Annotated in this window: 26 protein-coding genes and 1 tRNA gene; 10 read left to right on the top strand and 17 right to left on the bottom strand. The window is 73.3% G+C overall.

Features of this window, described 5'->3' with window-relative positions; all coding sequences use genetic code 11:
- Nucleotides 1-10: 10 nt before the first annotated feature.
- The 4 genes from ACFY2K_RS15805 to ACFY2K_RS15790 all read right to left on the bottom strand — a co-directional run bounded on the left by ACFY2K_RS15805 (nucleotide 11) and on the right by ACFY2K_RS15790 (nucleotide 3,297).
- Entirely contained in the window at nucleotides 11-625 is a 615-nt protein-coding gene (locus ACFY2K_RS15805) for a hypothetical protein (RefSeq protein ID WP_380642930.1), read from the bottom strand.
- 52 nt (nucleotides 626-677) lie between these two features.
- Entirely contained in the window at nucleotides 678-1,061 is a 384-nt protein-coding gene (locus ACFY2K_RS15800; RefSeq protein WP_380523258.1) for a DUF4259 domain-containing protein, read from the bottom strand.
- Nucleotides 1,062-1,204: 143 nt separating this feature from the next.
- Nucleotides 1,205-2,572 carry an alkaline phosphatase family protein gene (locus ACFY2K_RS15795; RefSeq protein WP_387711806.1) on the bottom strand — a complete coding sequence of 456 codons (1,368 nt, stop codon included), beginning with the start codon at nucleotides 2,570-2,572 and terminating at the stop codon, nucleotides 1,205-1,207.
- The gene (locus tag ACFY2K_RS15790) at nucleotides 2,572-3,297 is read right to left on the bottom strand and encodes a hypothetical protein (RefSeq protein ID WP_380523260.1); all 726 of its coding nucleotides are present in this window, start codon (nucleotides 3,295-3,297) and stop codon (nucleotides 2,572-2,574) included. Before ACFY2K_RS15790 ends, ACFY2K_RS15795 begins: the two co-directional genes overlap by 1 nt.
- Nucleotides 3,298-3,437: 140 nt before the next feature.
- On the opposite strand from ACFY2K_RS15790, the gene ACFY2K_RS15785 reads away from it, so the two are divergent.
- Nucleotides 3,438-4,136 (top strand): TetR/AcrR family transcriptional regulator, encoded by a 699-nt coding sequence (locus ACFY2K_RS15785; RefSeq protein ID WP_380642924.1) that lies wholly within the window; start codon nucleotides 3,438-3,440, stop codon nucleotides 4,134-4,136.
- A 44-nt stretch (nucleotides 4,137-4,180) separates the two neighbouring features.
- On the opposite strand, the gene ACFY2K_RS15780 is transcribed toward ACFY2K_RS15785, so the two are convergent.
- From ACFY2K_RS15780 to ACFY2K_RS15765, 4 genes are all read right to left on the bottom strand, one after another.
- A tRNA-Leu gene (locus ACFY2K_RS15780) sits at nucleotides 4,181-4,264 on the bottom strand.
- A 396-nt stretch (nucleotides 4,265-4,660) separates the two neighbouring features.
- Nucleotides 4,661-4,987: a hypothetical protein gene (locus ACFY2K_RS15775; RefSeq protein ID WP_387711804.1), complete on the bottom strand. Its 327-nt coding sequence runs from the start codon at nucleotides 4,985-4,987 to the stop codon at nucleotides 4,661-4,663.
- A 27-nt stretch (nucleotides 4,988-5,014) separates the two neighbouring features.
- Entirely contained in the window at nucleotides 5,015-5,779 is a 765-nt protein-coding gene (locus tag ACFY2K_RS15770) for an SDR family oxidoreductase (protein WP_387711803.1), read from the bottom strand.
- Between the two features lie 511 nt (nucleotides 5,780-6,290).
- Entirely contained in the window at nucleotides 6,291-6,764 is a 474-nt protein-coding gene (locus tag ACFY2K_RS15765) for a DIP1984 family protein (RefSeq protein ID WP_375888150.1), read from the bottom strand.
- A 174-nt stretch (nucleotides 6,765-6,938) separates the two neighbouring features.
- Here ACFY2K_RS15765 and ACFY2K_RS15760 point away from each other — a divergent pair, with 174 nt between their 5' ends.
- On the top strand, nucleotides 6,939-7,460 hold the full coding sequence (locus ACFY2K_RS15760) for a hypothetical protein (RefSeq protein WP_387711801.1): 522 nt from the start codon (nucleotides 6,939-6,941) through the stop codon (nucleotides 7,458-7,460).
- 59 nt (nucleotides 7,461-7,519) lie between these two features.
- Here ACFY2K_RS15760 and ACFY2K_RS15755 read toward each other — a convergent pair whose 3' ends face one another.
- Nucleotides 7,520-7,861 carry a hypothetical protein gene (locus ACFY2K_RS15755; RefSeq protein WP_380590381.1) on the bottom strand — a complete coding sequence of 114 codons (342 nt, stop codon included), beginning with the start codon at nucleotides 7,859-7,861 and terminating at the stop codon, nucleotides 7,520-7,522.
- Between the two features lie 186 nt (nucleotides 7,862-8,047).
- On the opposite strand from ACFY2K_RS15755, the gene ACFY2K_RS15750 reads away from it, so the two are divergent.
- Together ACFY2K_RS15750 and dmpI are read left to right on the top strand one after the other, a co-directional pair.
- Nucleotides 8,048-8,944: a LysR substrate-binding domain-containing protein gene (locus ACFY2K_RS15750; protein WP_380642922.1), complete on the top strand. Its 897-nt coding sequence runs from the start codon at nucleotides 8,048-8,050 to the stop codon at nucleotides 8,942-8,944.
- Between the two features lie 125 nt (nucleotides 8,945-9,069).
- Nucleotides 9,070-9,252 (top strand): 4-oxalocrotonate tautomerase DmpI, encoded by a 183-nt coding sequence (dmpI, locus tag ACFY2K_RS15745; protein ID WP_375888141.1) that lies wholly within the window; start codon nucleotides 9,070-9,072, stop codon nucleotides 9,250-9,252.
- 63 nt (nucleotides 9,253-9,315) lie between these two features.
- Here the strand turns inward: dmpI and ACFY2K_RS15740 are convergent, their stop codons facing one another.
- Nucleotides 9,316-10,011 (bottom strand): DUF4232 domain-containing protein, encoded by a 696-nt coding sequence (locus ACFY2K_RS15740; protein ID WP_380523267.1) that lies wholly within the window; start codon nucleotides 10,009-10,011, stop codon nucleotides 9,316-9,318.
- Nucleotides 10,012-10,587: 576 nt separating this feature from the next.
- Between ACFY2K_RS15740 and ACFY2K_RS15735 the strand changes: the two genes are divergently transcribed.
- Nucleotides 10,588-12,126 carry an AMP-binding protein gene (locus ACFY2K_RS15735; protein WP_387711798.1) on the top strand — a complete coding sequence of 513 codons (1,539 nt, stop codon included), beginning with the start codon at nucleotides 10,588-10,590 and terminating at the stop codon, nucleotides 12,124-12,126.
- Nucleotides 12,127-12,333: 207 nt separating this feature from the next.
- On the opposite strand, the gene ACFY2K_RS15730 is transcribed toward ACFY2K_RS15735, so the two are convergent.
- Entirely contained in the window at nucleotides 12,334-13,296 is a 963-nt protein-coding gene (locus tag ACFY2K_RS15730; RefSeq protein ID WP_387711797.1) for a LysR family transcriptional regulator, read from the bottom strand.
- Between the two features lie 61 nt (nucleotides 13,297-13,357).
- On the opposite strand from ACFY2K_RS15730, the gene ACFY2K_RS15725 reads away from it, so the two are divergent.
- A complete protein-coding gene (locus tag ACFY2K_RS15725; RefSeq protein WP_380523270.1) occupies nucleotides 13,358-13,708 on the top strand; it encodes a DoxX family protein in 351 nt (116 codons plus the stop codon).
- A gap of 5 nt (nucleotides 13,709-13,713) precedes the next feature.
- Here ACFY2K_RS15725 and ACFY2K_RS15720 read toward each other — a convergent pair whose 3' ends face one another.
- From ACFY2K_RS15720 to ACFY2K_RS15700, 5 genes are all read right to left on the bottom strand, one after another.
- Entirely contained in the window at nucleotides 13,714-14,610 is an 897-nt protein-coding gene (locus ACFY2K_RS15720) for a hypothetical protein (RefSeq protein WP_387711795.1), read from the bottom strand.
- A 6-nt stretch (nucleotides 14,611-14,616) separates the two neighbouring features.
- Nucleotides 14,617-15,036 carry a hypothetical protein gene (locus ACFY2K_RS15715; protein ID WP_387711793.1) on the bottom strand — a complete coding sequence of 140 codons (420 nt, stop codon included), beginning with the start codon at nucleotides 15,034-15,036 and terminating at the stop codon, nucleotides 14,617-14,619.
- A gap of 127 nt (nucleotides 15,037-15,163) precedes the next feature.
- The gene (locus tag ACFY2K_RS15710) at nucleotides 15,164-15,964 is read right to left on the bottom strand and encodes an alpha/beta fold hydrolase (protein WP_380523275.1); all 801 of its coding nucleotides are present in this window, start codon (nucleotides 15,962-15,964) and stop codon (nucleotides 15,164-15,166) included.
- A gap of 254 nt (nucleotides 15,965-16,218) precedes the next feature.
- The gene (locus ACFY2K_RS15705) at nucleotides 16,219-16,704 is read right to left on the bottom strand and encodes an SRPBCC family protein (protein WP_380523276.1); all 486 of its coding nucleotides are present in this window, start codon (nucleotides 16,702-16,704) and stop codon (nucleotides 16,219-16,221) included.
- Nucleotides 16,705-16,784: 80 nt separating this feature from the next.
- A complete protein-coding gene (locus tag ACFY2K_RS15700) occupies nucleotides 16,785-17,477 on the bottom strand; it encodes a TetR/AcrR family transcriptional regulator (RefSeq protein ID WP_387711791.1) in 693 nt (230 codons plus the stop codon).
- 59 nt (nucleotides 17,478-17,536) lie between these two features.
- Here ACFY2K_RS15700 and ACFY2K_RS15695 point away from each other — a divergent pair, with 59 nt between their 5' ends.
- The 3 genes from ACFY2K_RS15695 (at nucleotide 17,537) to ACFY2K_RS15685 (ending at nucleotide 19,627) form a co-directional block, all read left to right on the top strand.
- On the top strand, nucleotides 17,537-18,970 hold the full coding sequence (locus ACFY2K_RS15695; RefSeq protein ID WP_387711789.1) for an aldehyde dehydrogenase family protein: 1,434 nt from the start codon (nucleotides 17,537-17,539) through the stop codon (nucleotides 18,968-18,970).
- Nucleotides 18,971-19,092: 122 nt separating this feature from the next.
- Complete coding sequence (locus tag ACFY2K_RS15690) at nucleotides 19,093-19,224, top strand: hypothetical protein (protein ID WP_387711787.1); 132 nt, start codon at nucleotides 19,093-19,095, stop codon at nucleotides 19,222-19,224.
- 61 nt (nucleotides 19,225-19,285) lie between these two features.
- Nucleotides 19,286-19,627, top strand: a complete 342-nt coding sequence (locus ACFY2K_RS15685; protein ID WP_387711785.1) for a hypothetical protein — start codon at nucleotides 19,286-19,288, stop codon at nucleotides 19,625-19,627.
- Here ACFY2K_RS15685 and ACFY2K_RS15680 read toward each other — a convergent pair.
- Nucleotides 19,603-20,124 carry a hypothetical protein gene (locus tag ACFY2K_RS15680; protein ID WP_375896230.1) on the bottom strand — a complete coding sequence of 174 codons (522 nt, stop codon included), beginning with the start codon at nucleotides 20,122-20,124 and terminating at the stop codon, nucleotides 19,603-19,605. The genes ACFY2K_RS15685 and ACFY2K_RS15680 overlap by 25 nt on opposite strands.
- 53 nt (nucleotides 20,125-20,177) lie before the next feature.
- On the opposite strand from ACFY2K_RS15680, the gene ACFY2K_RS15675 reads away from it, so the two are divergent.
- Nucleotides 20,178-21,119 (top strand): sigma-70 family RNA polymerase sigma factor, encoded by a 942-nt coding sequence (locus ACFY2K_RS15675; RefSeq protein WP_387711783.1) that lies wholly within the window; start codon nucleotides 20,178-20,180, stop codon nucleotides 21,117-21,119.
- Nucleotides 21,120-21,304: the final 185 nt, after the last annotated feature.

Here is a 21,304-nt window from a genome sequence, read left to right as displayed (position 1 = left end):
CCGTCGCGGATCACCCGTCGAAGTTGGACCAGAAGATCCCGACGCCCGCACCACTCGCGTCCCGGCCGACCAGGATGCTGTTCGCGGTGAAGTCGCAGGTGGGGAAGACCAAGGCGTTCGCGCCGCTCGCCGGGTCGACGAGGACGTCCAGCAGCGGGGTCCGGGAGCCGGCCTCCTGCTGGGCCTCGAACGCGGCGGTGGCGTGGTCCGCCGGGTCCGCCGCCTCGGCGAACCCGGCGGACCGGCGCAGGGCCCCGCCGATCACCAGGTTGTCCGGGGTGGTGGAGCAGATCGCCGACGCACTCTCGCTCAGCTCGTTGACGTCGTCGGACGCCTCCTCCCAGTCCGCGTCGACCAGCGCCTCGGGGCCGGTACCGGCGGCGACCAGCGCGACCGCGGAGACGGTGGCGCCCCGCTCGTCGTTCCAGTCGTACGCGAGGTACACCTCGTGCAGCCCGTCGGCAATGTCGCTGAACGTGTAGTGGTCCCCGCCGTCGAGACCGCAGACCGCGATCTCCCCGCGGCTCGCCAGCCGCCCGGCCAGCGTGAACTCGCCCAGGAAGCCGGGCTCGTCCTCCGAGTTGTTCGCCTTCAGGACGGTTTCGATCGCTTCGATCATCTTCATGGCGGGGAGTGTGCCACCCCGCCCCGACAGTCCCGGCCCCGGCCCCGGCCGCTCACCGGTCGTCCGTCGCACGCCGGGCGATGACGTCGGCCAGCTGGTCGAAGGTGCGGTTCAGCACCGTCCGCCGTTCCTCCTTGAACTCCGGGGAGGGCTCCAGGCCGTCGACGGTCCGTTCCCAGACGGCCAGGAACGTCCGCTTCCAGTCCTCGACCACCCCGGCCTCCGGCAGGCCCTCGGAGGCGTAGCCGGCCACGGCGAGGGTGTGCAGCAGCTCCAGGTTGCACGGCACGGCGACGCCCCAGTACTCGTCGGGCTCGATCTCGACGGGATCGCCGTCCAGTGCCTCGGCGATCTCGGTGACGAGCCCGTCGACGACGCTCGACAGGTGGTCGAGGGCCGTGTCGCTCTCGAAGTTGCCGCTGCCCCAGGTGCCCATGTGGTTCTCCTCGGAGGGGTGGTGCCGGTGTCGTGTTCCTCGGGCCATCGAAGCAGGGCGCAGTGACACGGCCGGTCGGTCCTGGGACCGACCGGCCGTTTGCCGTTGCCGTTCAGCTCGGCCGTTCGCCGTAGCTGTGGAGCTCAGCCGCCGGGTGGCGGGCCGGCGGCCGCGGCGACCGCGCCGGGCGGGATGAGCCGGCGGGCGACGAGGTCGGCGTAGACCTGCTGGAGGTGGGTGACCTCCCCGGCGGCGGGGTTGACGGTGGCCGCGGTGGGTGCGGTGACCCCCGCGAGGACGTCGTCGGTGCGCGGCGCGGCGAGGGTGAGCACGGCCCCGATGTCGGCGGCTGCGGCGTCGCGGGCGGTGAGGGCGGGCAGCGACCAGCGCCGCTCGACGGTGCGCAGGACGCTGGTGTGGTCCAGCTGCGCCGCGGCGTCGGGTGACCGGAAGACGGTGCCGGGGGCGATCAGCGGGGAGACGAGCACGGTCGGCACGCGGACGCCGAACCGCTTGAAGTCGAAGCCGAGTTCGCCGGTGGTGCCGTCGCCGGGCGGGGTGGCGGTGGTGGGGGGCGGGACGTGGTCGTAGCAGCCGCCGTGTTCGTCGTAGGTGATGACGAGCAGGGTCTGCCCCCAGGCCGGCCCGCCGCGCAGGGCCCGGTAGACGTCCCGGATCAGCTGCTCGCCCAACGCGACGTCGAGGACGGGGTGTTCGCTGTTCCCGGTGGCTCCCCAACTGGGTTCGAGGAAGGTGAAGGCGGGCAGGGTGCCGGCCGCGGCCGCCGCCTGGAAGGCGGTGAAGACGCCGAAGTGGTCGGCGGAGGCGCCGTGGATGTCGGGGAAGTTCCCGGAGACCATCGGCGCGGCGTGGTAGCCGTAGGCCCGCCAGGACACATCGGCGCTGGTGAGCCGCCCGAAGATGCTGGGGCAGGTGAAGTTGTGGGTGTGGTCGTCCAGGTGCCCCTGGCTGGTCGCCGCGCAGGAGAACGCCCGGTTCGGCAGGGTCTCGGTGGGCACGGAGCTGTACCAGTGGTCGCACACCGCGTAGCCGCGGGCCAGTGCGGAGAGCACCGGCAGGGTGTCCGGGGTGTGGCAGCTCATGATGTCGGCCGGGACGGTGGCGGGAAGGACGGTGTGGTTCGGCTGGGGAGGCAGGTCCAGCACGCGCGCGAAGTCCGTCACGAACCCCTGCATCCCGGCCACCGGCGGCGTCGGCGGGTCGGTCGTGCCGAACAGCTGGGCGTTGGTCGGGCCGTACCCCTCACCGGGGTTGGCGCCCGGCATGAAGTAGGGATGGGGGTCCGTCGACTGGATGCGGCGGACCGTGACGAGCTTGCCGTTCTGGTCCGGGTTGGTCTCCTGGCCGGTGAGGCCCTCGTACGGCTGGCCGGCGGGAGAGACGTTGCCCTCGTCCGTGTACAGGAACCCGAGCATGTGGTCGAAGGAGCGGTTCTCCAGCATCAGCACCACGAGGTGTTCGACCGCCTGGAGGCCGTCGCCGCCGGACATCAGCCCCTCCGTTTGCTCGGCAGCCACTGGTCGCGCGGGATCCGGCGCCGTTCACGACGGCTGCCGACGTGCGCCCGGCTGTGGTACGCGACGGTGAGGGAGGCGGTCTTCTGGGTCCATCCGGTGCCGGCCGAGACGTCGAAGATCCCGATGTAGCCGCCGGGGAGGAGTTCGAGCGGCTGCTTGATGGCATTGCCGTGGTCGAACTGGGTGCCGTTCGCGGGGCGGGCGGACTGGAACCACGCCGGGTGGACGAAGTCGCTGACCTTGACCCCGGCGATGTCGTACGCGAAGTTCTCGTCCTGGCAGGCGTCGCACACCTCCATGGCGTACAACGTCCCCTTGTTGGCGGTCGGTTGGTCGAAGACCACCTGGTCGATGTCCGGGTCGCCGATGATCTCCAGCAGCTCGTGGCTGATCGTCACGGTCCAGTTCTCGCCGTACTGCTTGTCGGTGGCGGCGAAGACCTTGCCGATCGGCAGGAAGTTCGCGGTCAGGTCGTGGTACCCGAGGGCGCCGGCCTGGTCGGAGTTGTCCAGGACGACCATCCACCAGGCGGTGTCGGAGAGTGCGTTCGACGCGACGAAGGACACGTCCGCGTCGATCCCCCACACCGGCGCGAAGTCCCGGTGGACCTGGGTCTGGAGTGCGGGGACGACGGCGCTCACCTCGTGGTCGGTGAGCACGGTGCTCTCGTTGGTCACTTCGATCTTGATGATGGACATGGCTCCTCCCGATGTCCGATTCCGTGGTGTATACGTAGGTACTACGCATCTGCCGTAAATGTCGCTTGTATACTTACAGCCTCTGCCGCGCAGCGTCGGACGTCAAGACCTGAGCCCCGAGGACAGTCCGGGAGGCACTGGTGGGAACCGACTCGACCCCCGACTCGACCCCCGAGCCGAAGCCGTCCGGCCGGGGCCGGCTGAGCAGGCCACGGGTGCTGCGCGCGGCGGTCGCCCTGGTCGACCGCGAGGGCCTCACGGCGCTCACCATGCGCGGCCTCGCCGTCGACCTGGGCGTGGAGCCGATGGCGCTCTACCGCTACGCCGACGGCAAGCAGGCGCTCCTCGACGGCATGGTGGAGGCCTTCTACGCCGAGGTGAACGAGCGGGTGGGCGACGGGGCGGACACGGGCGACTGGCGGACCCGGCTGCACCACGTCGGCAAGGCCTTCCACCAGGTCGCCGACGCCCACCCGGAGGTGTTCCCCCTGGTCGCCACCCGCCCGCTCAGCGTCCCCCTGGCCCGCCGGCCGGCCTCGATGCTCCAGCTCAACGAACTCGTCCTGACCGTGTTGAGCGGCGCCGGCCTCGACGACCGGGGCACCCTGCGCCTCTACCGGGCCGTGGTCGGCTGGGCGATCGGCTTCCTGCTGGTGGACAAGCGGCAGGTGATCGACAACCCCGACGATCCCGAACCCCTGCTCCGCCTCGGCCTGCACCGCCTCCCGGCCGCCGAGTACCCACTGCTGCGCACCCTCGCCCCGCTGCTGATCGACCACGACGCGGAAACGGAGTTCACCACCGGCCTGGACGCCCTCCTGGACCGCCTGGTGCCGTAAAGCAAAAAGGCCGGTCGATCCGAAGATCGACCGGCCATTCGCTGTGCGCGAGGGGGGAGTTGAACCCCCACGCCCTTTCGGGCACTGGAACCTGAATCCAGCGCGTCTGCCTATTCCGCCACCCGCGCATCTGGGTGATGGGTTAACTATAGACCATCTGGAGGGGTGCCCCTGACCACCCAGAAGCGACGAGAGCGACCTGCTCCCCACCGAGGATGCGAAGGCCATGCTCTTCCCTGAAGTACGCGTAGTCCTTCAAGTTCAAGGTGGCAAGCGGAAGATCATGGGTCAGGCAGCAGGCCGCAATCCACATGCCATTGACGGGGCGCGGCAAGCCTGCCTTGAGACCGGCTGCGGACAACCGGCCCCACGTTGCCGCCACCGCCCCATCGCCGGGAGAACAGGGATACCCGACATCCAGTCCGCGAGTTCCTGGCGCCGCCGCCCTCCCCAGTCCCGTACCTCACTCCCCAGCCCTCCCCCGCACCGGAAGTCGGCCCGTCCGACTTCCCATGCGGGCGCGCCTACAGCACGGCGACGCACGCGCTCAGGTCGGTGGTCAGGAAGACGAGGTGGCTGTCACCGGTCATCTCCACCTTCGCCAGGGCGACCGGGGTGGCCCCTGCCCGGCGAAGGGCCGGCAGTCCCTGCTCGAAGTCCTTGACGGTGGCGACCCCGTCCTCCGCCATCCACTGCGCCCGCCATTCCCAGATGGCGAACAGCCGACTGGCCGGTGCCCTCGCGTCGGCCCACACCTGGAAGGCCGCCCCGGCCCGCAGGGCCAATGCGGCCCGGCGGGCGCCGTCGGTCCCGTTCCGTTCGAGGACGGTGATCAGGTCTTCGCGTTCCACGCCGTGCAGTGTTCGCCCCGCGCCGGTTCAGTGGTCCGGGAGGGTGTACGCGGCGCGGATGCCGCCGTAGACGGGGAGTTCGGAGGCGGTCAGGTAGCCCGAGTCCGGGCCGGCGAGGTAGGCGGCCGCGGCCGCGACCTCGTCGAGGGTGGCGAACCGGCCCATCGGGATGTGGGCGAAGCGCCGCCGGGTCTCCTCCTCGCCCATCCGCTCGAAGACGGCCCTGATCTCCGGGGCGTCGACCGGGCCCAGCGCCAGGGTGTTCACCCGGATGCCGCGCCGTGCCAGGTGGGTGCCCAGGTCGCGCCCGAGTTGGGTCACCGCGGCCTTGGCCGCGGAGAAGGCCGTCTGGGCGGTCGCCGCGCCCATGCCGGCGAGGAAGGAGCCGGTCAGCACGATCGATCCGCCGGGGTTCATCACCGGCACCCCGTAGCGGCAGCAGAGCACCGCGGGGGCGAGGACGGCCCGGAAGGCCCGTTCCCAGACCTCGGGGGGCGTCTCCAGCAGGCCGTGGTCCTCACGGTCCATGGGCCCGGCGTTGACGTGGAGCACGTCGACCCCGCCGTACTCCGCGTGGATGCGTTCGAACGCGAGTCGCGTCTCGGCCTCGATCCGCAGGTCCGCCGTGACGACCGGGAAGCCGGTCTCCACCGGCTGCCGGTCGATTCCGATGACGCGCCCGCCCTCGGCGGTGAGCCGGGCCGCCACGGCACCCGCGATGGCCCCGCCCGCGCCTGCGATGACGCAGATCCGCCCGCCCAGCCGTCCCTGGTCCTGGCTGTTCCCGTCCATGGCCGCTCCTCTCGTCGTTGCGCCCCGGCGGCCCCTGCCCGCTGCGGGCCCGGCGGATCCGCCCGGACACGGACGCCGGACGCCGGGCCTCGGACGCCGGACGCCGGGCCTCGGACGCCGGACGCCGGGCCTCGGACGCCGTCAGGAGTCTGCCGCCTCCACCGCGCCGAGCGGACTCACCACGCCTGCCGGCGTGCCGATCCGAACGATGATCACCGGCCAACACCCACCGGCCTCAAGCAGCGAGGGCCGTGCTCGGTCGCACGGCCCTCGCTGGGGGGTGTGGGGCGCCCCGTTCCCGCCCTCGTCGTCCGGATCTGCACGTGGTGGTGAGCTGTGCGCTGTGCCCCGTCACCTGTACGCGGTGCTGAGCTGCACTGTTGGGTGGGGAATCGAACCCCTTGCGTTGCTCTTCACGCGCCATGGACCGGATGAACCGCCGGCCCGCGGTGTGTGCACGCCTCCGTGACGACTACCTGCTGCCCCACACCCTGCTCATGGGACCGGGAGGTCAGTCCTCGATCAGGTCGATCTCCCAGTTGGTGCGCTGGATCAGGGTGTCCACCTCACGGATCTCCTTGGCCAGCGCGTCCGTCCGGGCACGGAGCTCCGCGACCGGCAGGGCGGAGAGGATCCGGAGCTCGGACCGCAACTGCCGTACGGCTCCCCGCTGGTCGCGCCCGGAGGCGGCGTCGGCGGCCGCGGTGATCACCGAGTGGCGCAGCCGCAGGACGTCCCGGCGGGCGAGGGCGTCGGTGAGGGTGCCGCCGCCCTCGATCCGCGCGGTGGAGTTGGTCCGGTTGATCTGGCGGATCAGCCGCTCCAGCTCGTCCAGCGCCGTTTCGGCCTGGGCCAGGACCTCCGCCGCACTCTCGGCCGGCTCCTCGCCCTCCTGGTAGCGGGCACTGCCGACGACGCGCGCCCGCAGCTGCTCCACCTGCCGCACCGCGGCCGCGCGCTGCGCGAGCGCCTCTGCCAGCTTCATCGCGTCATCACCTCCACGTCCTCCTGATCGTCCGGCAAGTATGCACGTCAGCGCGGTACGGCCCGGTGGCGGGGGTTCGGCGCCGACCGTCGTCCCCCATCCCCCGCGCGGGGGAGGCGAGTTGGGCCTCGCGCACGATCCGGGTGCAGCGGGCCGCGCGCCAGCATGGGGGCCATGGAAACCGACCGGAACCCGATGGCCACCGCCGCCCCGACGTACCGACCGCCCGCCCGCTGGGCGGTACGGGCCGCGCACCTCGCGGCGCTCACGGCCGTACCGTCCGGGATCTGGCGGATCGCGATGGGGGTCGGCGTCCCGGTGGGGTTCGACACCTCGGGCCTGGAAGTCCCCGGCCGGTTCAGCGCCGTGTGCATCGCGATGAGCCTGGCCACCGAAGGGCTCACCCTCCTCACGCTCGGGCTGGTGCGGCCCTGGGGCGAGGTGGTGCCGCGCCGGCTCCCGCTGATCGGGGGGAAGCGGGTCGCGCCGCTGGCGGCGGTCGTTCCGGCGCTGCTCGGCGCGGCCGTCGTGATGCTGCTGACGATCCCCCGGGCGGGCGGCTTCGGCGGGGCCCCGGGAGCCCCGACCGGGCCGGCCCTCTTCCTGATGGACGCCTGCTACGCACCCCTGTTGCTCTGGGGCCCACTGCTCGCGGCCGTCACCCTCGCCTACTACCGGCGACGCCGCCGCGCCTGAACGGGAAGTCGGCCCGGCCGACTTCCCGTGCACGGCGGAGTGTGGCGGAGTGCACCCGCTCAGGCCTCGACCCGGGACTTCCAGGCGAAGGCGAACTCCGTCCGCCGCGCCAGCGCTCCGTCCCGCCAGGAGTCCGTGACGTCCCGCCATCTGCCCAGCCGGGCGTCGCGGACACCGTCCTCGCGCTCCGGGTCGAAGGTGAGGCTGAACCGGTAGACCCGGCCCTCGGCGGAGATGACCTGCCCCTCCTCGGAGCCGAGGCTCTCCTGGAGGAGGTCCACGACGACCGTCCCCTCGGGATCGAGCCCCTGGCCGCGCAGCAACTCCCGCAGCCGGACCCAGAGATCGTGGTCGCTGTTCCGCAGGAGCCCGGTGTACTGCACGACGATGCCCGTGGTCATGGCCCCCAGTGTTCCAGCCGCCACTACCGCTACCGCCACCGCCACCGGCGGCCGGAGAGCCCGCACGGGAAGTCGGCCCTGCCGACTTCCCGTGCAGCACCATCCGCTCCCCCCGGCAGCGCCCCCTCCCTGGTGACACCCCGGCCTGGGACGATGGGTCGACGACCGATCCACCAGGGGGACCGCATGGAGCTACGGCAGCTGCGCTGCTTCGTCGCCGTCGCCGAGGAGCTGCACTTCGGGCGGGCGGCCGAGCGCCTGCTGCTCGGGCAGCCGGCGGTGAGCCAGCAGGTGCGGCGGCTGGAGCGGGAGTTGCGGGTCGAGCTGTTCGACCGTTCGCCCCGGTACGTACGGCTGACCCCGGCCGGGGAGCGGTTCCTGCCCGCCGCCCGGAACGTGCTGGCCGCCGAGGACGCCGCCCGGGCGCTCGCCGCCGACCTGGCCGCGCCCGCCGTGCTGCGGCTCGGCACCGTCACCGGGCTCGCCGAGCGGCTCGACCTGATCCTGGAGACCTACCAGCAGAAGGCCCCCGGAGTGCGGGTGGAACTGCACTCCGCCCCGGTGCGGGAGCGGCTGGCCCGGCTGTCCGACGGCCGGCTGGACGCCGCCTTCGTCCGCGGGGCGATCGCCGAGCACAGCCCGGACCTGCGCTTCCTGCCCGTCTGGCAGGACGAGTTGGTGCTCGCGCTGCCCGCCCGGCACCCGCTCGCCGACGCGGCCGAGGTGGACCTCGCGGACCTCGCCGGGCTGCCGCTGCGGCTCACCGAGCGGGCCAACCACCCGGCACTGGTCGACCTGGTGACGGGGGCCTGCGCCCGGGCCGGCTTCCGGCCCGTCCTCGGCCCGGCGCACGGCGCCCTCCAGGACACCCTGGCCTCGATCGGCACCGGCACCCCGATGTGGACGGTGGTGTACGCGGCCAACGCCCGGATGGTGAACACCCACCGGGTCGCCTTCCGCCCCTGCCGCACCCCGCTGGCACTGCCCACCTCGATCGCCGTGCGGCGCTCCGCCCCGGTGCCCCGACTGCTCCTGGAGACCTGCCGCAGAACACCCCCGACCTGGAACGATCAGGATTCGTGATCGCTGCGAGAGCGATTCGGGTCTGGGTGCGGACGGCACCGGTCGGGTGGACTGTTCCCAGCCGGAGAACCCGGCGGAAGAGCCCGGCGGAACAGCCGGGCAGGACACCCGGTCAGGAGCCGAAGATGCCGATCGTCACCATCCAGCAGGGCCCGCGCAGCGTCGAGCAGAAGCGCGAGCTGGTCGAGAAGGTCACCCAGGCGTTCGTGGAGACCCTGGAGGTCCCCGCCGAGAGCGTGTTCGTCTTCGTCAACGAGTACCAGCCGGAAAGCTGGGGCGTCGCGGGCACGCTCATCGCGGACCGGTGAGCCCCGGATCGGCCCGACGCGGCGGCCCGACCCCGCGGCTCAACCCTGCGAACGGGCGCGGGGTCACTGGCCGCCCTGGCCGGCGCTGCCCATCGGGCCGATCTTCACCGGGGAGCCGGACCCGTCCGTGACGGGCAGCGAGCCCGCGCCCGGCCAGGGCAGGGTGACCGAGTGGGTCTCGTCCGGCGGGGTCACCACCAGGCCGGTGATCTTGACGCCGGAGCCGCCCGAGGTGTTGTTCGGGTAGCTGATGCCGAAGAACGTCGACTTGCCGTTCTTGACGACGCCCGCGACGACCGGCTCGCCGGAACGCTGGGCGGACAGCGAACCGGCGTTGGTCTTGAGGTCGACGCCCGCGTACCCGGTGAGCGAGCAGTCGTGGCCGCTGTGGTTCTTCAACTCGACCACGACGGTGCGGTCGGCGTCGCCGTCGATGGTGCGGTCCACCGCCGTGATCGTCAGGTCGTCGGTCCGGCACTTGCCGCCCGCCTTGCCGCCGTCGGTGGCGCCCGTCCCGCCGGCCGTGGCCTTCCCGCTCGGGGCCGTCCCGCCGGTCCCGGCGGTCCCACCGGTTCCGGCGCTTCCGGCGGACCCTGCGGAGCCGCCCGTGGTGGCCTTGGTGGGCGCGGCGGTGACGGGCGCCGCGGCCGTCGGCTTGGCCTGGTCGGTGCCGGTGTCGTCGTTGGGGCCGCAGGCCGTGAGCGACAGACCGGCGGCAACGACCAGGGCGGCGGCGAAGGTGGCCTTGTGAACGCGCATCGTGACTTCCTCGATATCGGGTGGCGGTGGCGGCTGCTCGGCACGGATCGGTACGAGCGGCGGTTCTGGTGAGCAGGACCGCCCGGGCCGATGAACCGTTCCGTCCGACCATCCGTCAGGACAGTGCTGTTACACGGCCCGCCGACCACGAAGCGCCGGAGCGGGCCCCCCGCCCAGCCGGGACAGCGGTTCCCACCGCCCCCGCACCCCCGCACCCGGCCACCCCCCGCTGGGACACACCCGTGACCCGACGGACCTTGACCCGGTGGATCTTGACCCCGGCCGCCCCCTGGCCGCCCCCCGCCCGAGCACCGGACCGGCTCCATCGCCGCCCCGTGGTCCCAACTCGCCCATTTCCCAGCCAACTCGGATCGCTTCGACGGCAACCCCCGCGCTCCCCGGCCGGTCCGGGCACGTCATCATGGCCGCGCCGGACGAGCACTGGGGGGCTGTCGCCGAGCCGGTCCTTCGTCCACCGACATTCTCCTGACCGGACATGGCCAAATCTCGCCGGTGCGGAGTGGGGGGTGGAGTTAGCCTGGCGACATGGTTGCAAACTACAAGGAAGAAGTGGCCATGAGTGACCAGGAATTCGTCAGCGGACCCGCTCTGATCCTCCGGTCCCTCGCCTCGCACCCCGAACGGCGGGCCATCACCTCCGCCGACGGCGCCGAGATCTCCGCCGGCGACTTCGCCGCCACCGCCTACCGCCTCGCCCACGAGCTCCTGGCCCGCGGCGTCGGCCGCGGCAGCACCGTCACCCTGCTCACCGGCAACACCCCCGAGGCCCTCGCCGCCCGCTACGCGGCCGGCCTGGCCGGGGCCCGGGTGGTCAACCTGTACGACGGCATGAGCGCCCCCGTGCTGGCCGAGATCGTGGCCAGCGTGGACACCACCGCACTCCTCGTCGACGCCGAACGGTACGCGGGCGCCCCCGAGTTGCTGCCGCTGATCGACGTCCCGACGGTCCTCACCCTCGGCCCCGACGGCACGGGGATCGGGGAGGACGCCATCGCGGCCAGCGCCACCCGCCCGGCCACCGACCCCGCCGTCCCCCTCGGCCCCGGCGACGACATCGGCATCCGCCACACCGGCGGCACCACCGGCATCCCCAAGGGCATCCTCAGCCTCCACGGCCCCTACCACGACATGTTCCACGTCGACTTCGCGGGCACCGACGACGAGGAGCCGCCCCGACTGCTCGCCGCCACCTCGCTCGCCCACCTGTCGGGCGTGCTCGCCGACGTGGCGCTCCAGCGCGGCGGATCCGTCGTCCTCCAGCGCGGCTTCGAACCCGGCGAGGTCCTCGCCGCGATCGAGCGCGAGCGCATCACCGACCTCTGGACGCTGCCCCCGCTGATCTACCAACTGCTCGACCACCCGGCCGTCGGCCGCACCGACCTGTCCAGCCTGCGCCGGCTCGACTACGGCGGCTGCGCCGCCTCCCCGGCCCGGATCCGCGAAGCCCTCAAGGTGTTCGGGCCGGTGCTGGTCAGCCTGTACGGCATGTCCGAGGCCCAGAAGATCGCCTACCTCACCGCCGAGGAGCACACCCGGTTCACGGACGACGGCCCGCTCCCGGTCGGCCGGCCGTTCCCCGACGTGGACGTGGAGGTCCGGGCCGCCGACGGCACCGTGCTGCCCGCCGGCGAGCAGGGCGAGATCCACGTCCGCTCCGCCACCCTGATGGCCGGCTACTGGAAGCAGCCCGAACTCACCGCCAAGGTGCTGCGCGACGGCTGGCTGGACACCGGCGACATCGGCTACTTCGACGCCGACGGCTACCTCTACCTCGCCGACCGCCTCAAGGACCTGATCATCGTCGTCGGCGGCCACGTCTACCCCACCGAGGTCGAGGAACTCCTCCTCACCCACCCGGCCATCGCCCAGTGCGCCGTCTACGGCGTCCGCGACGACCAGCAGGCCGAACACGTCCACGTCGCCGTCGTCCCCGCCCCCGGCCAACGGCCCGACCTGGAGGACGTCCGCGCCTTCGTCACCGCCAACAAGGGCCGCCTCTACGCCCCCGAAGCCCTCCACCTGGTCGACGCCATCCCGCTCACCTCCGTCGGCAAGCCCGACAAGAAGCGCCTGCGCCAGGCCCTCGCCGACTGAACCCGCTCCGGACCTCGCGCTTGCGCGAGGTCCGGAGCGCGATGGGACGCGCACCGAAACCCCACCGAACCCCGGCCGGATCCCCACCCGCTTTCACCCCAAGGCGGGGTTTGGCTCAATGAACCACCGCCCCGGTGCCGAGAAGCCAACGGGGGGTGGCGGCGCTGAGGGCTGCCACCCCTCCCCGGCCCCGGCGCCGGGGCGGATTCACTCCGGGGCGGGGCCCCCGGCGGCCGAGTGAGGCCCGTCGGCCCCGTCGGCCCCGTCGACCGCATCGCCCGCATCGCCCGCCGCCAGGCAGCACCGCACGAAGTCCCGCACCACCGGGTTCCCGTCGTCCGCCGCGGCCCACGCCACCGCGATCCGGCTCGGGCTGACCCCGCTCACCGACCGGTAGGCGATCCCCGGCCGGGCGTAGAAGCGGGCCGTGGACGCGGGGGCGAGCGCGACCCCGTAACCGTTCGCGATGGCGCTCAGCCAGTCGTCCGGGTGCTCCACCACGGCGCCGAAGCGGACCGGGTGGCCCTCCCGCTCATCGGCGGCGACCCAGTAGTCCCGCCAACGGCCGGTCTCGGCCGGGGCCGCGACGAAGGGCTCGTCCCACAACTCCCGGAACGGGACCACCTCCAGCGCCGCCAGCCGGTGCGCCGAGGGCAGCGCGACCCACCGCGGCTCGGTGAACAGCTCGGCCACCCGCCACCCCTCCTGCCCGGGGAACGGCAGCCGCAGCAGCGCCACATCGGCCTCCCCGGCGGCCAGCCCGGCCGTCGGGTCCGACCACGCGGTGTGCCGCATCTCGACCCGCCAGCCGGGATTGCGGTCGGTGAACCCGGCGACGATGCCCGGCGTGGCCTCGTTGGCGGCGCTGGCCAGGAAGCCCACCCGCAGCACCCGCTCCGCCCGGCTGGCCGCGCCCCTGGCCTCGCGCAGCGTCGCGTCCCAGTCGGCCAGCAGGCCCGGCACCCGCGCGGCGAGGCTCCGCCCGGCCACGGTGAGCGCCATCCCGGCCCGGGAACGGACGAACAGCGGCACCCCGAGCAGCTTCTCCAACTGCCGGACCTGCTTGGTCAGCGCGGGCTGGGAGACGTACAGCCGCTCGGCCGCCCGGGTCAGGCTGCCGTCCTCGGCGACGGCGGCGAAGGTGCGCAGCAGCCGGGTGTCCACATCCATTCCACCAGGTTATGGAAGCCGGTATTGGACGCAAGCGGAGGCCCGCGAAGAGGCTGGACCCATGTCCATCACCTGTCTCGCCGTCACCGTCCTCGCCATCGCCGCCAACGCCGGAATCGCCGCCGCCGACTTCGCCAAGGCCCCCTTCGTCCTGGCCAATTCGGCCGAGGTGAAGGTGAAGCCGGAGTGGGTCCCGTGGCTCGCCTCGCTCAAGCTGGCCGGCGCCGTCGGCCTGCTGGTCGGCCTGGTCGCCCTCCCGCCGCTCGGCCTCGCGGCCGCGGTCGGGCTGGTGCTGTTCTACCTCGGCGCCGTGGCGACCCACGTCCGCACCCGGGTCCTCCACAACCTCCACTTCCCGGCCGGCTACCTGGCCCTGGCCGTCGCCACCCTGGCCCTCACCGCCACCCGCTGACCGGCCTACACCACCACCGCGCACACCTTGGTGGTGCCGTCCAGCACCGGCCACTCGGCACCGTACCGGCCGTTGTGGGCCGGGCAGTTGTCCCTGCTCGTGACGACCGCCGTGATGGCGAGCATCGCGTTGGCGGTCGACGGACCCTGCCTGAGGGTGCAGTCCCAGACCACACCGAGGAAGCCGTTGTCGATGGTTCGGTGGTCGGGGGTGTGGCCCAGAAAGCACTGGCCGTACCGGAACTGCCGCTCCAGGCACAGCACCGTCACCGAGTGGTCGCGGTTGGTGTGGACGTACGCGGCACGGCCTCCGCCCGCCGGACAGCCCGCCGCGGCGGCGGCGACCACGGCAACCCGGTTGAAGGCGCTGCCACCCCGGCAGTCCACGGCGACCGGGACCGTCCGGCTCCACGTTCCCCATCCGGTGTCGTAGACGTCCAGGCAGTCACCGGCGCGAACGGCGGCGAAAGCCACGTCCGCCGGGTCGGGCGGAAGCGGCGGCGGCGTGGGCGTCGGTGTCGGTGTCGGCATGGGGGTGGGGGTGGGGGTGGGGGTGGGAGTCGGCGTCGGCCTCGGTGCCGGCCTCGGTGTCGGCGGATCCGGACGCGGGTCGGTGTCGAGGTGCGTCGTCCGGTCCCACGGCACGACGGCGGACACCGACGGTGACGGGCTCGAATCCACCAACCCGCCCGCCACCTGCTGGATCGGCTTCCAGAGCGCGAACAGCAGCAGCCCGAGCACCAGCGCCGCGCCGAGCAGCGGGACGGTGATGTGGAAGTGCTGGTCCCGGCCCGCCTGGTTGACCCGCCCGTGGCCGCTCGCCGTGGCATTGAGGTTGAGGTTGACGTTGCGCGGGCCGCGCTCCGGCCGGTCCGGGCCGGGTGGCGGCCCCTGGGGGCTCACCCGCCCTCACCGTTCGTTGACGTGGATGTCCCCGACGGCCTGGTTGATCCGGGCCCGTCCGGAGGCCTCGGCGGTCATGGTGACCGACTGCTGCGGCACGGCGGGCGCCGATCCGCCGGTCAACTCCTCGACGAGCGCGCGCAGTTGTGCGGCGGCGCCGGGATCAGCGGCGAGCAGCCGCCGCAGCCGGGCACCCCACAGGTCGACCACCTCCTGCTCCGCCCGCTCGTCCCCCGCACGGCGCGCCTGCGCCACGTCCTCGCGCGACTCGCCCAGCTCGGCGAGCACCGTCTCGGCCCGCTCGGGATGCCGGCGGCGCCACAACTCCCCGACGGCGGCACGGATCCGCTCCCAGGCGGTGGTGGTCAGCTGCTGGACGACGGCCGTCGCGGCGACGCCCGCGAGTGAGCTCAGTTCCGGGTCCATGGTCTCCCCCGACGGATATGGACGCTCTTCCGGTGCACCGGCGCTCCGGTGCACCGGTGTTCCGGTCAGGAGCGTTATACCCTGCCGGAGCGCCGGGCACCACGCGGACCGCACCGTTCCGCCGCGGCTACAGCTTCGCGAGGAACTCCCTTACGGTCACCGCGAGTTCGTCGGGGGCGGTGACCGGCAGCAGATGGTCGCCGGCCAGCTCCGCGAGGACCGTCCCGGGGCGGCGGGAGACGGCCTCGGCCGCCTGCTCGGCCGGGATCGCGCCGCCGGTGGCCCGCACCAGCAGGGCGGGGCAGTCGGACGCCGTCCAGTCGGCCCGGTGGTCGCCGTGGACCAGCTCCTCGGACTCGTACATGTCCTTCGGGTGGAAGGGCAGCCGCCAGGTGCCGTCCGCGTCCTCCCGCAGCCGGTCGGCGAAGTACGGGGCGGCCGGACCGAGCGCGGCGACCAGCGCGTCCCGGCTCTGGGCGTCGTACGGCAGGCCGAGCAGGAAGGCCAGCGGGTGCGGGCCCTCCAGGCCGAGCACCAGCGGACCCTCGACGTTGACGATCGCCTCGACCCGCTCGGGGTGGCGGGCCGCGAACTGGTAGGAGTTGATCGCCCCGAGCGAGTGGCCGAGCAGCACCGCCGTCGGCAGACCCAGGTGGTCGAGCAGCGCCTCGACGTCGGCGAGGTAGCCCTCCCGCGAGTAGTCGGCGGCCCGCTCCGAGTGACCCTGGCCGCGCTGGTCGGGCGCGATCACCCGCCAGTCGGGGCCGAGTTCGGCCGCCAGCCGGGCCCACACCGCACCCTCCGAGAGGTGGCCGTGCAGCGCGAGCAGCGGGCGGCCGGTGCCGCCGAAGTCCAGGTAGGACAACCGGCGGCCGTCGATGACCAGTTCGCCGCGAACGGCTTCGGCGTGAGTGATGGCGTCGTTCATGTCCGGTTCCCCCCAGTGAAGCGGTTGATGGGATCACCATACTCATGGATCGGACGTACGTACAAGACAAACGTCCAAGACGTACGTCCGAACCGTCCACGCTGCACGGCGCATGGGACACCCGAACGGCGCGGACGTGCAAGACGTCCGTCCGAGACGAATGTGCTACACGGACGTCCGATCCACTCCGCCGCCAGGGAACCACCCGCAGGCCGACACCCCGGCCCGCTCCGCCACCTGGCCGCCCGGGCGCATCAGGCCGCGCCGAAGTGCCGCTTGGTGTCCGCGACCAGGGTCCGCAGGAAGGACCGGTTCGGCAGGTCCGTCAGCGCGGCCGGGCGGGCCAGCAGCGGGTTGGGCTCGAAGGCGAAGGTCCAGGTGAACCTGGTGCCGGTCGGGGTGGGCTCGACCAGGTAGTCCTCCCCGAAGCGCCGGAACAGCGGCAGGCTCGCCGAGGTGACGCAGAAGGAGTGCCGGGATCCCTCCTCCCAGCGCACGAACTCCTCCCGCAGGCGCAGCAGCCGCATCGCGGTGATCTCGCGGGTCGTGCCGACGCCGTGCGGGGGTCGCGAGGTGTAGCGGCCGCCGGCCAGGCCCCGGCACCAGGACAGCGGCGCGTCACCGGCGAGCCCCCGCCAGACCGTCTCCGGCGCCACCGGGAGGTCCAGCACGTACGCGTGGCGGTGCGGCGCGGTGTCGAAGAAGGACGGGTCGAAGCGTTCGAGCGTGAACCAGGGCATCGGGGCTCCTCTTCTCACGGGGTCTCACGGGGTCTCACGGGTCTCGCGGATCCAACGGATCTCACGGATCTCACGGGGCCTCACGGGCGGACGTCCCGAGCGTCCCGCCCACCGCCCACCGCCCGCAGGGCGAAGGGCAGCAGCCGGTCGGCGGTCTCCTGGGCGGTGGCCTCGTCCACGTCCTCGGGCAGGTGCGGAGTGAGCAGGAAGTGGGTCATCACCGGCCCGACCACCACCTCGCCGAGCAGGTCCACGCCGTCCAGCGGCGGGATCTCCCCGCGCTCGACGGCCCGCCGGACGACCTCCGCGACCCGCCCGTACACCGGCTGGAGGAAGGCCGTCACCAGCGCCTGGGCCAGGGCCGTGTTGTGGGCGGCCTCGCCGATCAGGGCGCGGATCAGCCGGCCGGGCTCGCCGGTCATGCTCGCCGCCTTGTCCCGCAGGACGACCCGCAGGTCGCCCTCCAGTCCGCCGGTGTCCGGCTGCTCGTAGGAGCTCTCCCCGTGCAGCGCGGCGGCGGCGATCACCAGGTCCTCCTTGGACGACCAGCGGCGGTAGAGGGTCGCCGTGGAGACCCCGGCCCGGGCCGCCACGGCGGCGGTGGTCAGCCCGCCGTAGCCGCTCTCCGCGAGGACGGCGAGCGTGGCGTCCAGCAGCGCCCGGTCCCGGGCGGCGTCACGGGGGCGCCCGCGGCGCGCCGTGGCGGCCGGTGCGGCGCCGGAGGTCGTGGTGCCGGACCGGGTGGCGCTGGACGGGGTGGTGCTGCGGCTCATGCCGGAAGTCTACCGAGAACTAGAAACGAAATCGTTTCGTTTCGTTTATGCTCGACGGCATGAGCCTCTCTGCCGAAGCCACGCCCACAGCCGCGCCCGCCTCCGCCGAAGCCACCCCCACAGCCGACCCCGCCGCGACCGTCGCCCGCCTGCACGCCGCCTTCGCCACCGGCCGCACCAAGCCCCTCGCCTGGCGCAAGGCCCAACTCCGCGCCCTGCGCCGCCTGCTGGTCGACCAGGAGGCCGTCTTCACCGCCGCCCTCCACGCCGACCTCGGGAAGAGCGCCGCCGAGGCCTACACCACCGAGATCGGCTTCACGGTCAACGAGATCGACCACACCCTGCGCCACCTCGACGGCTGGCTGCGCCCGCGCCGCATCCCCGTCCCGCTCGCCCTGCAGCCCGCCCGGGCCCGGACGGTCCGCGAGCCCCTGGGCACCGTGCTGATCATCAGCCCGTGGAACTACCCGCTCCAGCTCGCCCTGGCCCCGCTGGTCGGCGCGCTCGCCGCGGGCAACTGTGCGGTGGTCAAGCCCAGCGAGCTCGCCCCCGCCACCTCCGCCGCCCTCGCCCACTGGCTGCCCCGCACCCTCGACCCGCAGGCCGTCGCCGTCGTCGAGGGCGGCGTGCCGGAGACCGGCGCCCTGCTGGAGCAGCGCTTCGACCACGTCTTCTACACCGGCAACGGCACCGTCGCCCGCATCGTCATGACCGCCGCCGCCCGCCATCTCACCCCCGTCACCCTGGAGTTGGGCGGCAAGAGCCCGGTCGTCGTCGAACCCGGCACCGACCTCGCCACCGCCGCCCGCCGGATCGCCTGGGGCAAGTTCATGAACGCCGGCCAGACCTGCGTGGCCCCCGACTACGTCCTCGCCATCGGCGACACCGCCACCGAGCTCGAACGCCAACTCACCGCCGCCGTCCGCGAGATGTACGGCACCGACCCGGCCCGGAGCCCCGACTACGGCCGCATCGTCAACGAGCGCCACTTCGACCGCCTGACGGCCCTGCTCGCCGACGGCCGCATCGTCACCGGCGGCGACCACCACCGCGCCGACCGCTACCTCGCCCCCACCGTCCTGGCCGACGTCGACCCGGACGCCCCGGTGATGCGCGAGGAGATCTTCGGCCCCGTCCTGCCGATCATCCGCGTCCCCGACCTCGACGCCGCGATCGCCTTCATCACCGCCCGCGACAAGCCCCTCGCCCTCTACGCCTTCACCGCCTCCGACACCACCAAGCGCCGCCTCACCACCGAGACCTCCTCCGGCGCCCTCGCCTTCGGCGTCCCCAACGCCCACATCGTCGTCCCCGGCCTCCCCTTCGGCGGCGTCGGCGAGAGCGGCCTCGGCCGGTACCACGGCGCCCACTCCATCGACACCTTCAGCCACACCAAGTCCGTCCTCGACAAGCCCCTCCTCGCCGACCCCCTCCGCCCCGCCTACCCGCCGTTCACCCCCCTCAAGTCCCGCCTCCTGCGCCGCCTCCTCTGACCGGCACGACGGCGAATCGACTCAGTCCGGCTGAGTACCCGTACGGATGCGGAGCACCCCGGCCGCCCCTAGCGTTCTGCGAGCCAGAGCGCACGCATGACGACGACGGGGAAAGGCACACCATGGACGCCATCGCGATCCGACCGGCCGGACGGCACACCTCCGCGAGCACCCTGCACAACCCGGGTCGCCCGGGCAGCTCCGGCGACGACCCCGACACCGGCTGGTCCAGGCGGCGCGGCCGCCGCCCCTGACCGCTCCGCCGCCGCACCGGCTACGCTGCCGATCGATCGTCAACTCACCCCGGGGGGAAGCATGGTCAACCAGATCATCGGCAACGTCACCATCGGCGGCCAGGTCATCCAGTCGACGAGCGTCACCATGGACGGCCCGGGCCGGAGCAACCCTGGCCCGGACGGCCCGGACGGCCCGGACGCGGGCGACTCCGCCCGCAGCACGGCCGACCTGGCCCGGGGCGTCACGGAGGACCTCGCCCACCCGGGCGCACAGGTCCGGCTCACCCACGGCGAACACCGTGCCGTCCTGCGCCTGCTGGCGCACCTGGACGACACCGGCGCCCCGGAGGCCGACGTGGCCCGCGAACTCGCCGACCGGCTCCGGGGCCGATCGGGTCAGAGCCGGAACAGCGGCTGGTAGGCGTTGCCCTCCACGGCGTTGAGCAGCACGTACGACGGCCCGAGGCCGAGGGTGACCTCGCGCAGACGGGCCAAGGCCTCGGCCGCGGTGGGGACTTCGAGCCCGATCGCGGCCGCGGCCGCGTCCCGGTCGGCGAGCAGGTCGGGCTCGTCGGCCAGGTAGTCCTCGGCCGCCTCCGTGCTCTCCTCCTCGGTCAGCCGCACGCAGTCCCGCCACCACGGCACCGCCAGCAGCAGCCGGACCAGCTCCTCCAGACCGACGGCCAGCAGCGCCGCGCCGCCCTCCGAGTCGGCGTAGAGGACGGGGCGTTCGTCGCCGCCCTCGCCGCAGAGGAAGAAGGTGCCGCCCGCACCGCACTTGGCGACCTCCTCCAGGGCTTCGCCGGAGGCGAGCACGACCTCCTCCACGTGGGAGTAGGCGTCGAGGGAGAAGTCCCCGGGCCAGAGCAGGTAGTCGACGGTGGCGGGGGTCGCCCGCAGGCGATCGAGGAACGACATGCCGCACACCCTACGAGCCCGCTCCGACAACCCCGACGAAGGAACGAGACACGGTGAACGAAACAGGCGGTACCGGCGGAACCGACGAGGGAGCCGCCCGGACCGCGCTCTTCGAGGAGCACCGCCCGCACCTGCGCGCCGTCGCCTACCGGATGCTCGGCTCGGTCAGCGAGGCCGACGACGCGCTCCAGGACGCCTGGCTGCGGTACGACCGCACCGACACGGCCGCCGTGGCCAACCTCGGCGGCTGGCTGACCACGGTGGTGTCCCGGGTCTGCCTGAACCTGCTGCGCGACCGCGCCGCCCGCCGGGAGGAGCCGCTCCAGCCGGTCGGACCGGACGGCGCGAGCGGCCCCGAGCGGCTGCCGGACCCGCTGCTGCGCCGGGAGGGGGTGGTCGACCCGGAGCAGGAGGTGATGCTCGCGGACTCGGTCGGTCTGGCGCTGATGGTGGTGATGGAGTCGCTGTCGCCCGCCGAGCGGGTCGCCTTCGTGCTGCACGACCTGTTCGCGGTGCCGTTCGAGGAGATCGCCCCGCTGATCGAGAAGACCTCGGCCGCGACCCGCCAACTGGCCAGCCGGGCCCGCCGCAAGGTGCAGGCGCAGCCCGCGCCCGACCGGGACCTGGGCCGTCAGCGGCTGGCCGTGGACGCCTTCTTCGCCGCCTCCCGCACCGGCGATCTGGAGGCGCTGGTCGCCGTGCTGGACCCGGACGTGGTGCTGCGCTCGGACGGCGGCGCCGGGCTGGCCCGCCACACCGTGGTGCTCACCGGTGCCGCGACGGTGGCCGGGCAGGCCGTCCTGTGGGGCAGGCTGTCGCCGTTCGCCCGCCCGGCGCTGGTCAACGGCGCCGCGGGCACGGTGGTCATCGGCGCCAACGGCCGGGCGCTGTCGATCATGGCGTTCACCGTCGTGGACGGCGCGATCACCGCGATCGACGTGATCGCCGACCCGGAGCGGCTAACAACCTTCGACCTCTCGGCCTTCCGGGACTGACGGCGACCGACGCAACCGACCGCCACCGGCCACGACCGACCGCGACCAGCCACGAGTGAACCGCCGGGGGTGGGGGGGGGGGGGGCCCCCCCCCCCCCCCCCCCCCCCCCCCCCCCCCCCCCCCCCCCCCCCCCCCCCCCCCCCCCCCCCCCCCAAATTAAACCGCGCCGCCCGGGCGCCCCGCC

The sequence above is a fragment of the Kitasatospora sp. NPDC001309 genome (assembly GCF_042896295.1).
In the GTDB taxonomy this organism is placed as follows: domain Bacteria; phylum Actinomycetota; class Actinomycetes; order Streptomycetales; family Streptomycetaceae; genus Kitasatospora.
Note: the sequence above shows the minus strand (reverse complement) of the source record. Positions and strands in the feature narration are given on the sequence as shown.

Coding starts and splice junctions, on each gene's coding strand:
- ACFY2K_RS15760 (WP_387711801.1), top strand. CDS start 6,939: ATGGAAACCGACCGGAACCCGATGGCCACCGCCGCCCCGACGTACCGA.
- ACFY2K_RS15805 (WP_380642930.1), bottom strand. CDS start 625: ATGAAGATGATCGAAGCGATCGAAACCGTCCTGAAGGCGAACAACTCG.
- ACFY2K_RS15695 (WP_387711789.1), top strand. CDS start 17,537: ATGAGCCTCTCTGCCGAAGCCACGCCCACAGCCGCGCCCGCCTCCGCC.
- ACFY2K_RS15755 (WP_380590381.1), bottom strand. CDS start 7,861: ATGACCACGGGCATCGTCGTGCAGTACACCGGGCTCCTGCGGAACAGC.
- dmpI (WP_375888141.1), top strand. CDS start 9,070: ATGCCGATCGTCACCATCCAGCAGGGCCCGCGCAGCGTCGAGCAGAAG.
- ACFY2K_RS15735 (WP_387711798.1), top strand. CDS start 10,588: ATGAGTGACCAGGAATTCGTCAGCGGACCCGCTCTGATCCTCCGGTCC.
- ACFY2K_RS15710 (WP_380523275.1), bottom strand. CDS start 15,964: ATGAACGACGCCATCACTCACGCCGAAGCCGTTCGCGGCGAACTGGTC.
- ACFY2K_RS15790 (WP_380523260.1), bottom strand. CDS start 3,297: ATGTCCATCATCAAGATCGAAGTGACCAACGAGAGCACCGTGCTCACC.
- ACFY2K_RS15680 (WP_375896230.1), bottom strand. CDS start 20,124: ATGTCGTTCCTCGATCGCCTGCGGGCGACCCCCGCCACCGTCGACTAC.
- ACFY2K_RS15795 (WP_387711806.1), bottom strand. CDS start 2,572: ATGTCCGGCGGCGACGGCCTCCAGGCGGTCGAACACCTCGTGGTGCTG.
- ACFY2K_RS15715 (WP_387711793.1), bottom strand. CDS start 15,036: ATGGACCCGGAACTGAGCTCACTCGCGGGCGTCGCCGCGACGGCCGTC.
- ACFY2K_RS15690 (WP_387711787.1), top strand. CDS start 19,093: ATGGACGCCATCGCGATCCGACCGGCCGGACGGCACACCTCCGCGAGC.
- ACFY2K_RS15730 (WP_387711797.1), bottom strand. CDS start 13,296: ATGGATGTGGACACCCGGCTGCTGCGCACCTTCGCCGCCGTCGCCGAG.
- ACFY2K_RS15770 (WP_387711803.1), bottom strand. CDS start 5,779: ATGGACGGGAACAGCCAGGACCAGGGACGGCTGGGCGGGCGGATCTGC.
- ACFY2K_RS15800 (WP_380523258.1), bottom strand. CDS start 1,061: ATGGGCACCTGGGGCAGCGGCAACTTCGAGAGCGACACGGCCCTCGAC.
- ACFY2K_RS15740 (WP_380523267.1), bottom strand. CDS start 10,011: ATGCGCGTTCACAAGGCCACCTTCGCCGCCGCCCTGGTCGTTGCCGCC.
- ACFY2K_RS15685 (WP_387711785.1), top strand. CDS start 19,286: ATGGTCAACCAGATCATCGGCAACGTCACCATCGGCGGCCAGGTCATC.
- ACFY2K_RS15725 (WP_380523270.1), top strand. CDS start 13,358: ATGTCCATCACCTGTCTCGCCGTCACCGTCCTCGCCATCGCCGCCAAC.
- ACFY2K_RS15765 (WP_375888150.1), bottom strand. CDS start 6,764: ATGAAGCTGGCAGAGGCGCTCGCGCAGCGCGCGGCCGCGGTGCGGCAG.
- ACFY2K_RS15700 (WP_387711791.1), bottom strand. CDS start 17,477: ATGAGCCGCAGCACCACCCCGTCCAGCGCCACCCGGTCCGGCACCACG.
- ACFY2K_RS15750 (WP_380642922.1), top strand. CDS start 8,048: ATGGAGCTACGGCAGCTGCGCTGCTTCGTCGCCGTCGCCGAGGAGCTG.
- ACFY2K_RS15705 (WP_380523276.1), bottom strand. CDS start 16,704: ATGCCCTGGTTCACGCTCGAACGCTTCGACCCGTCCTTCTTCGACACC.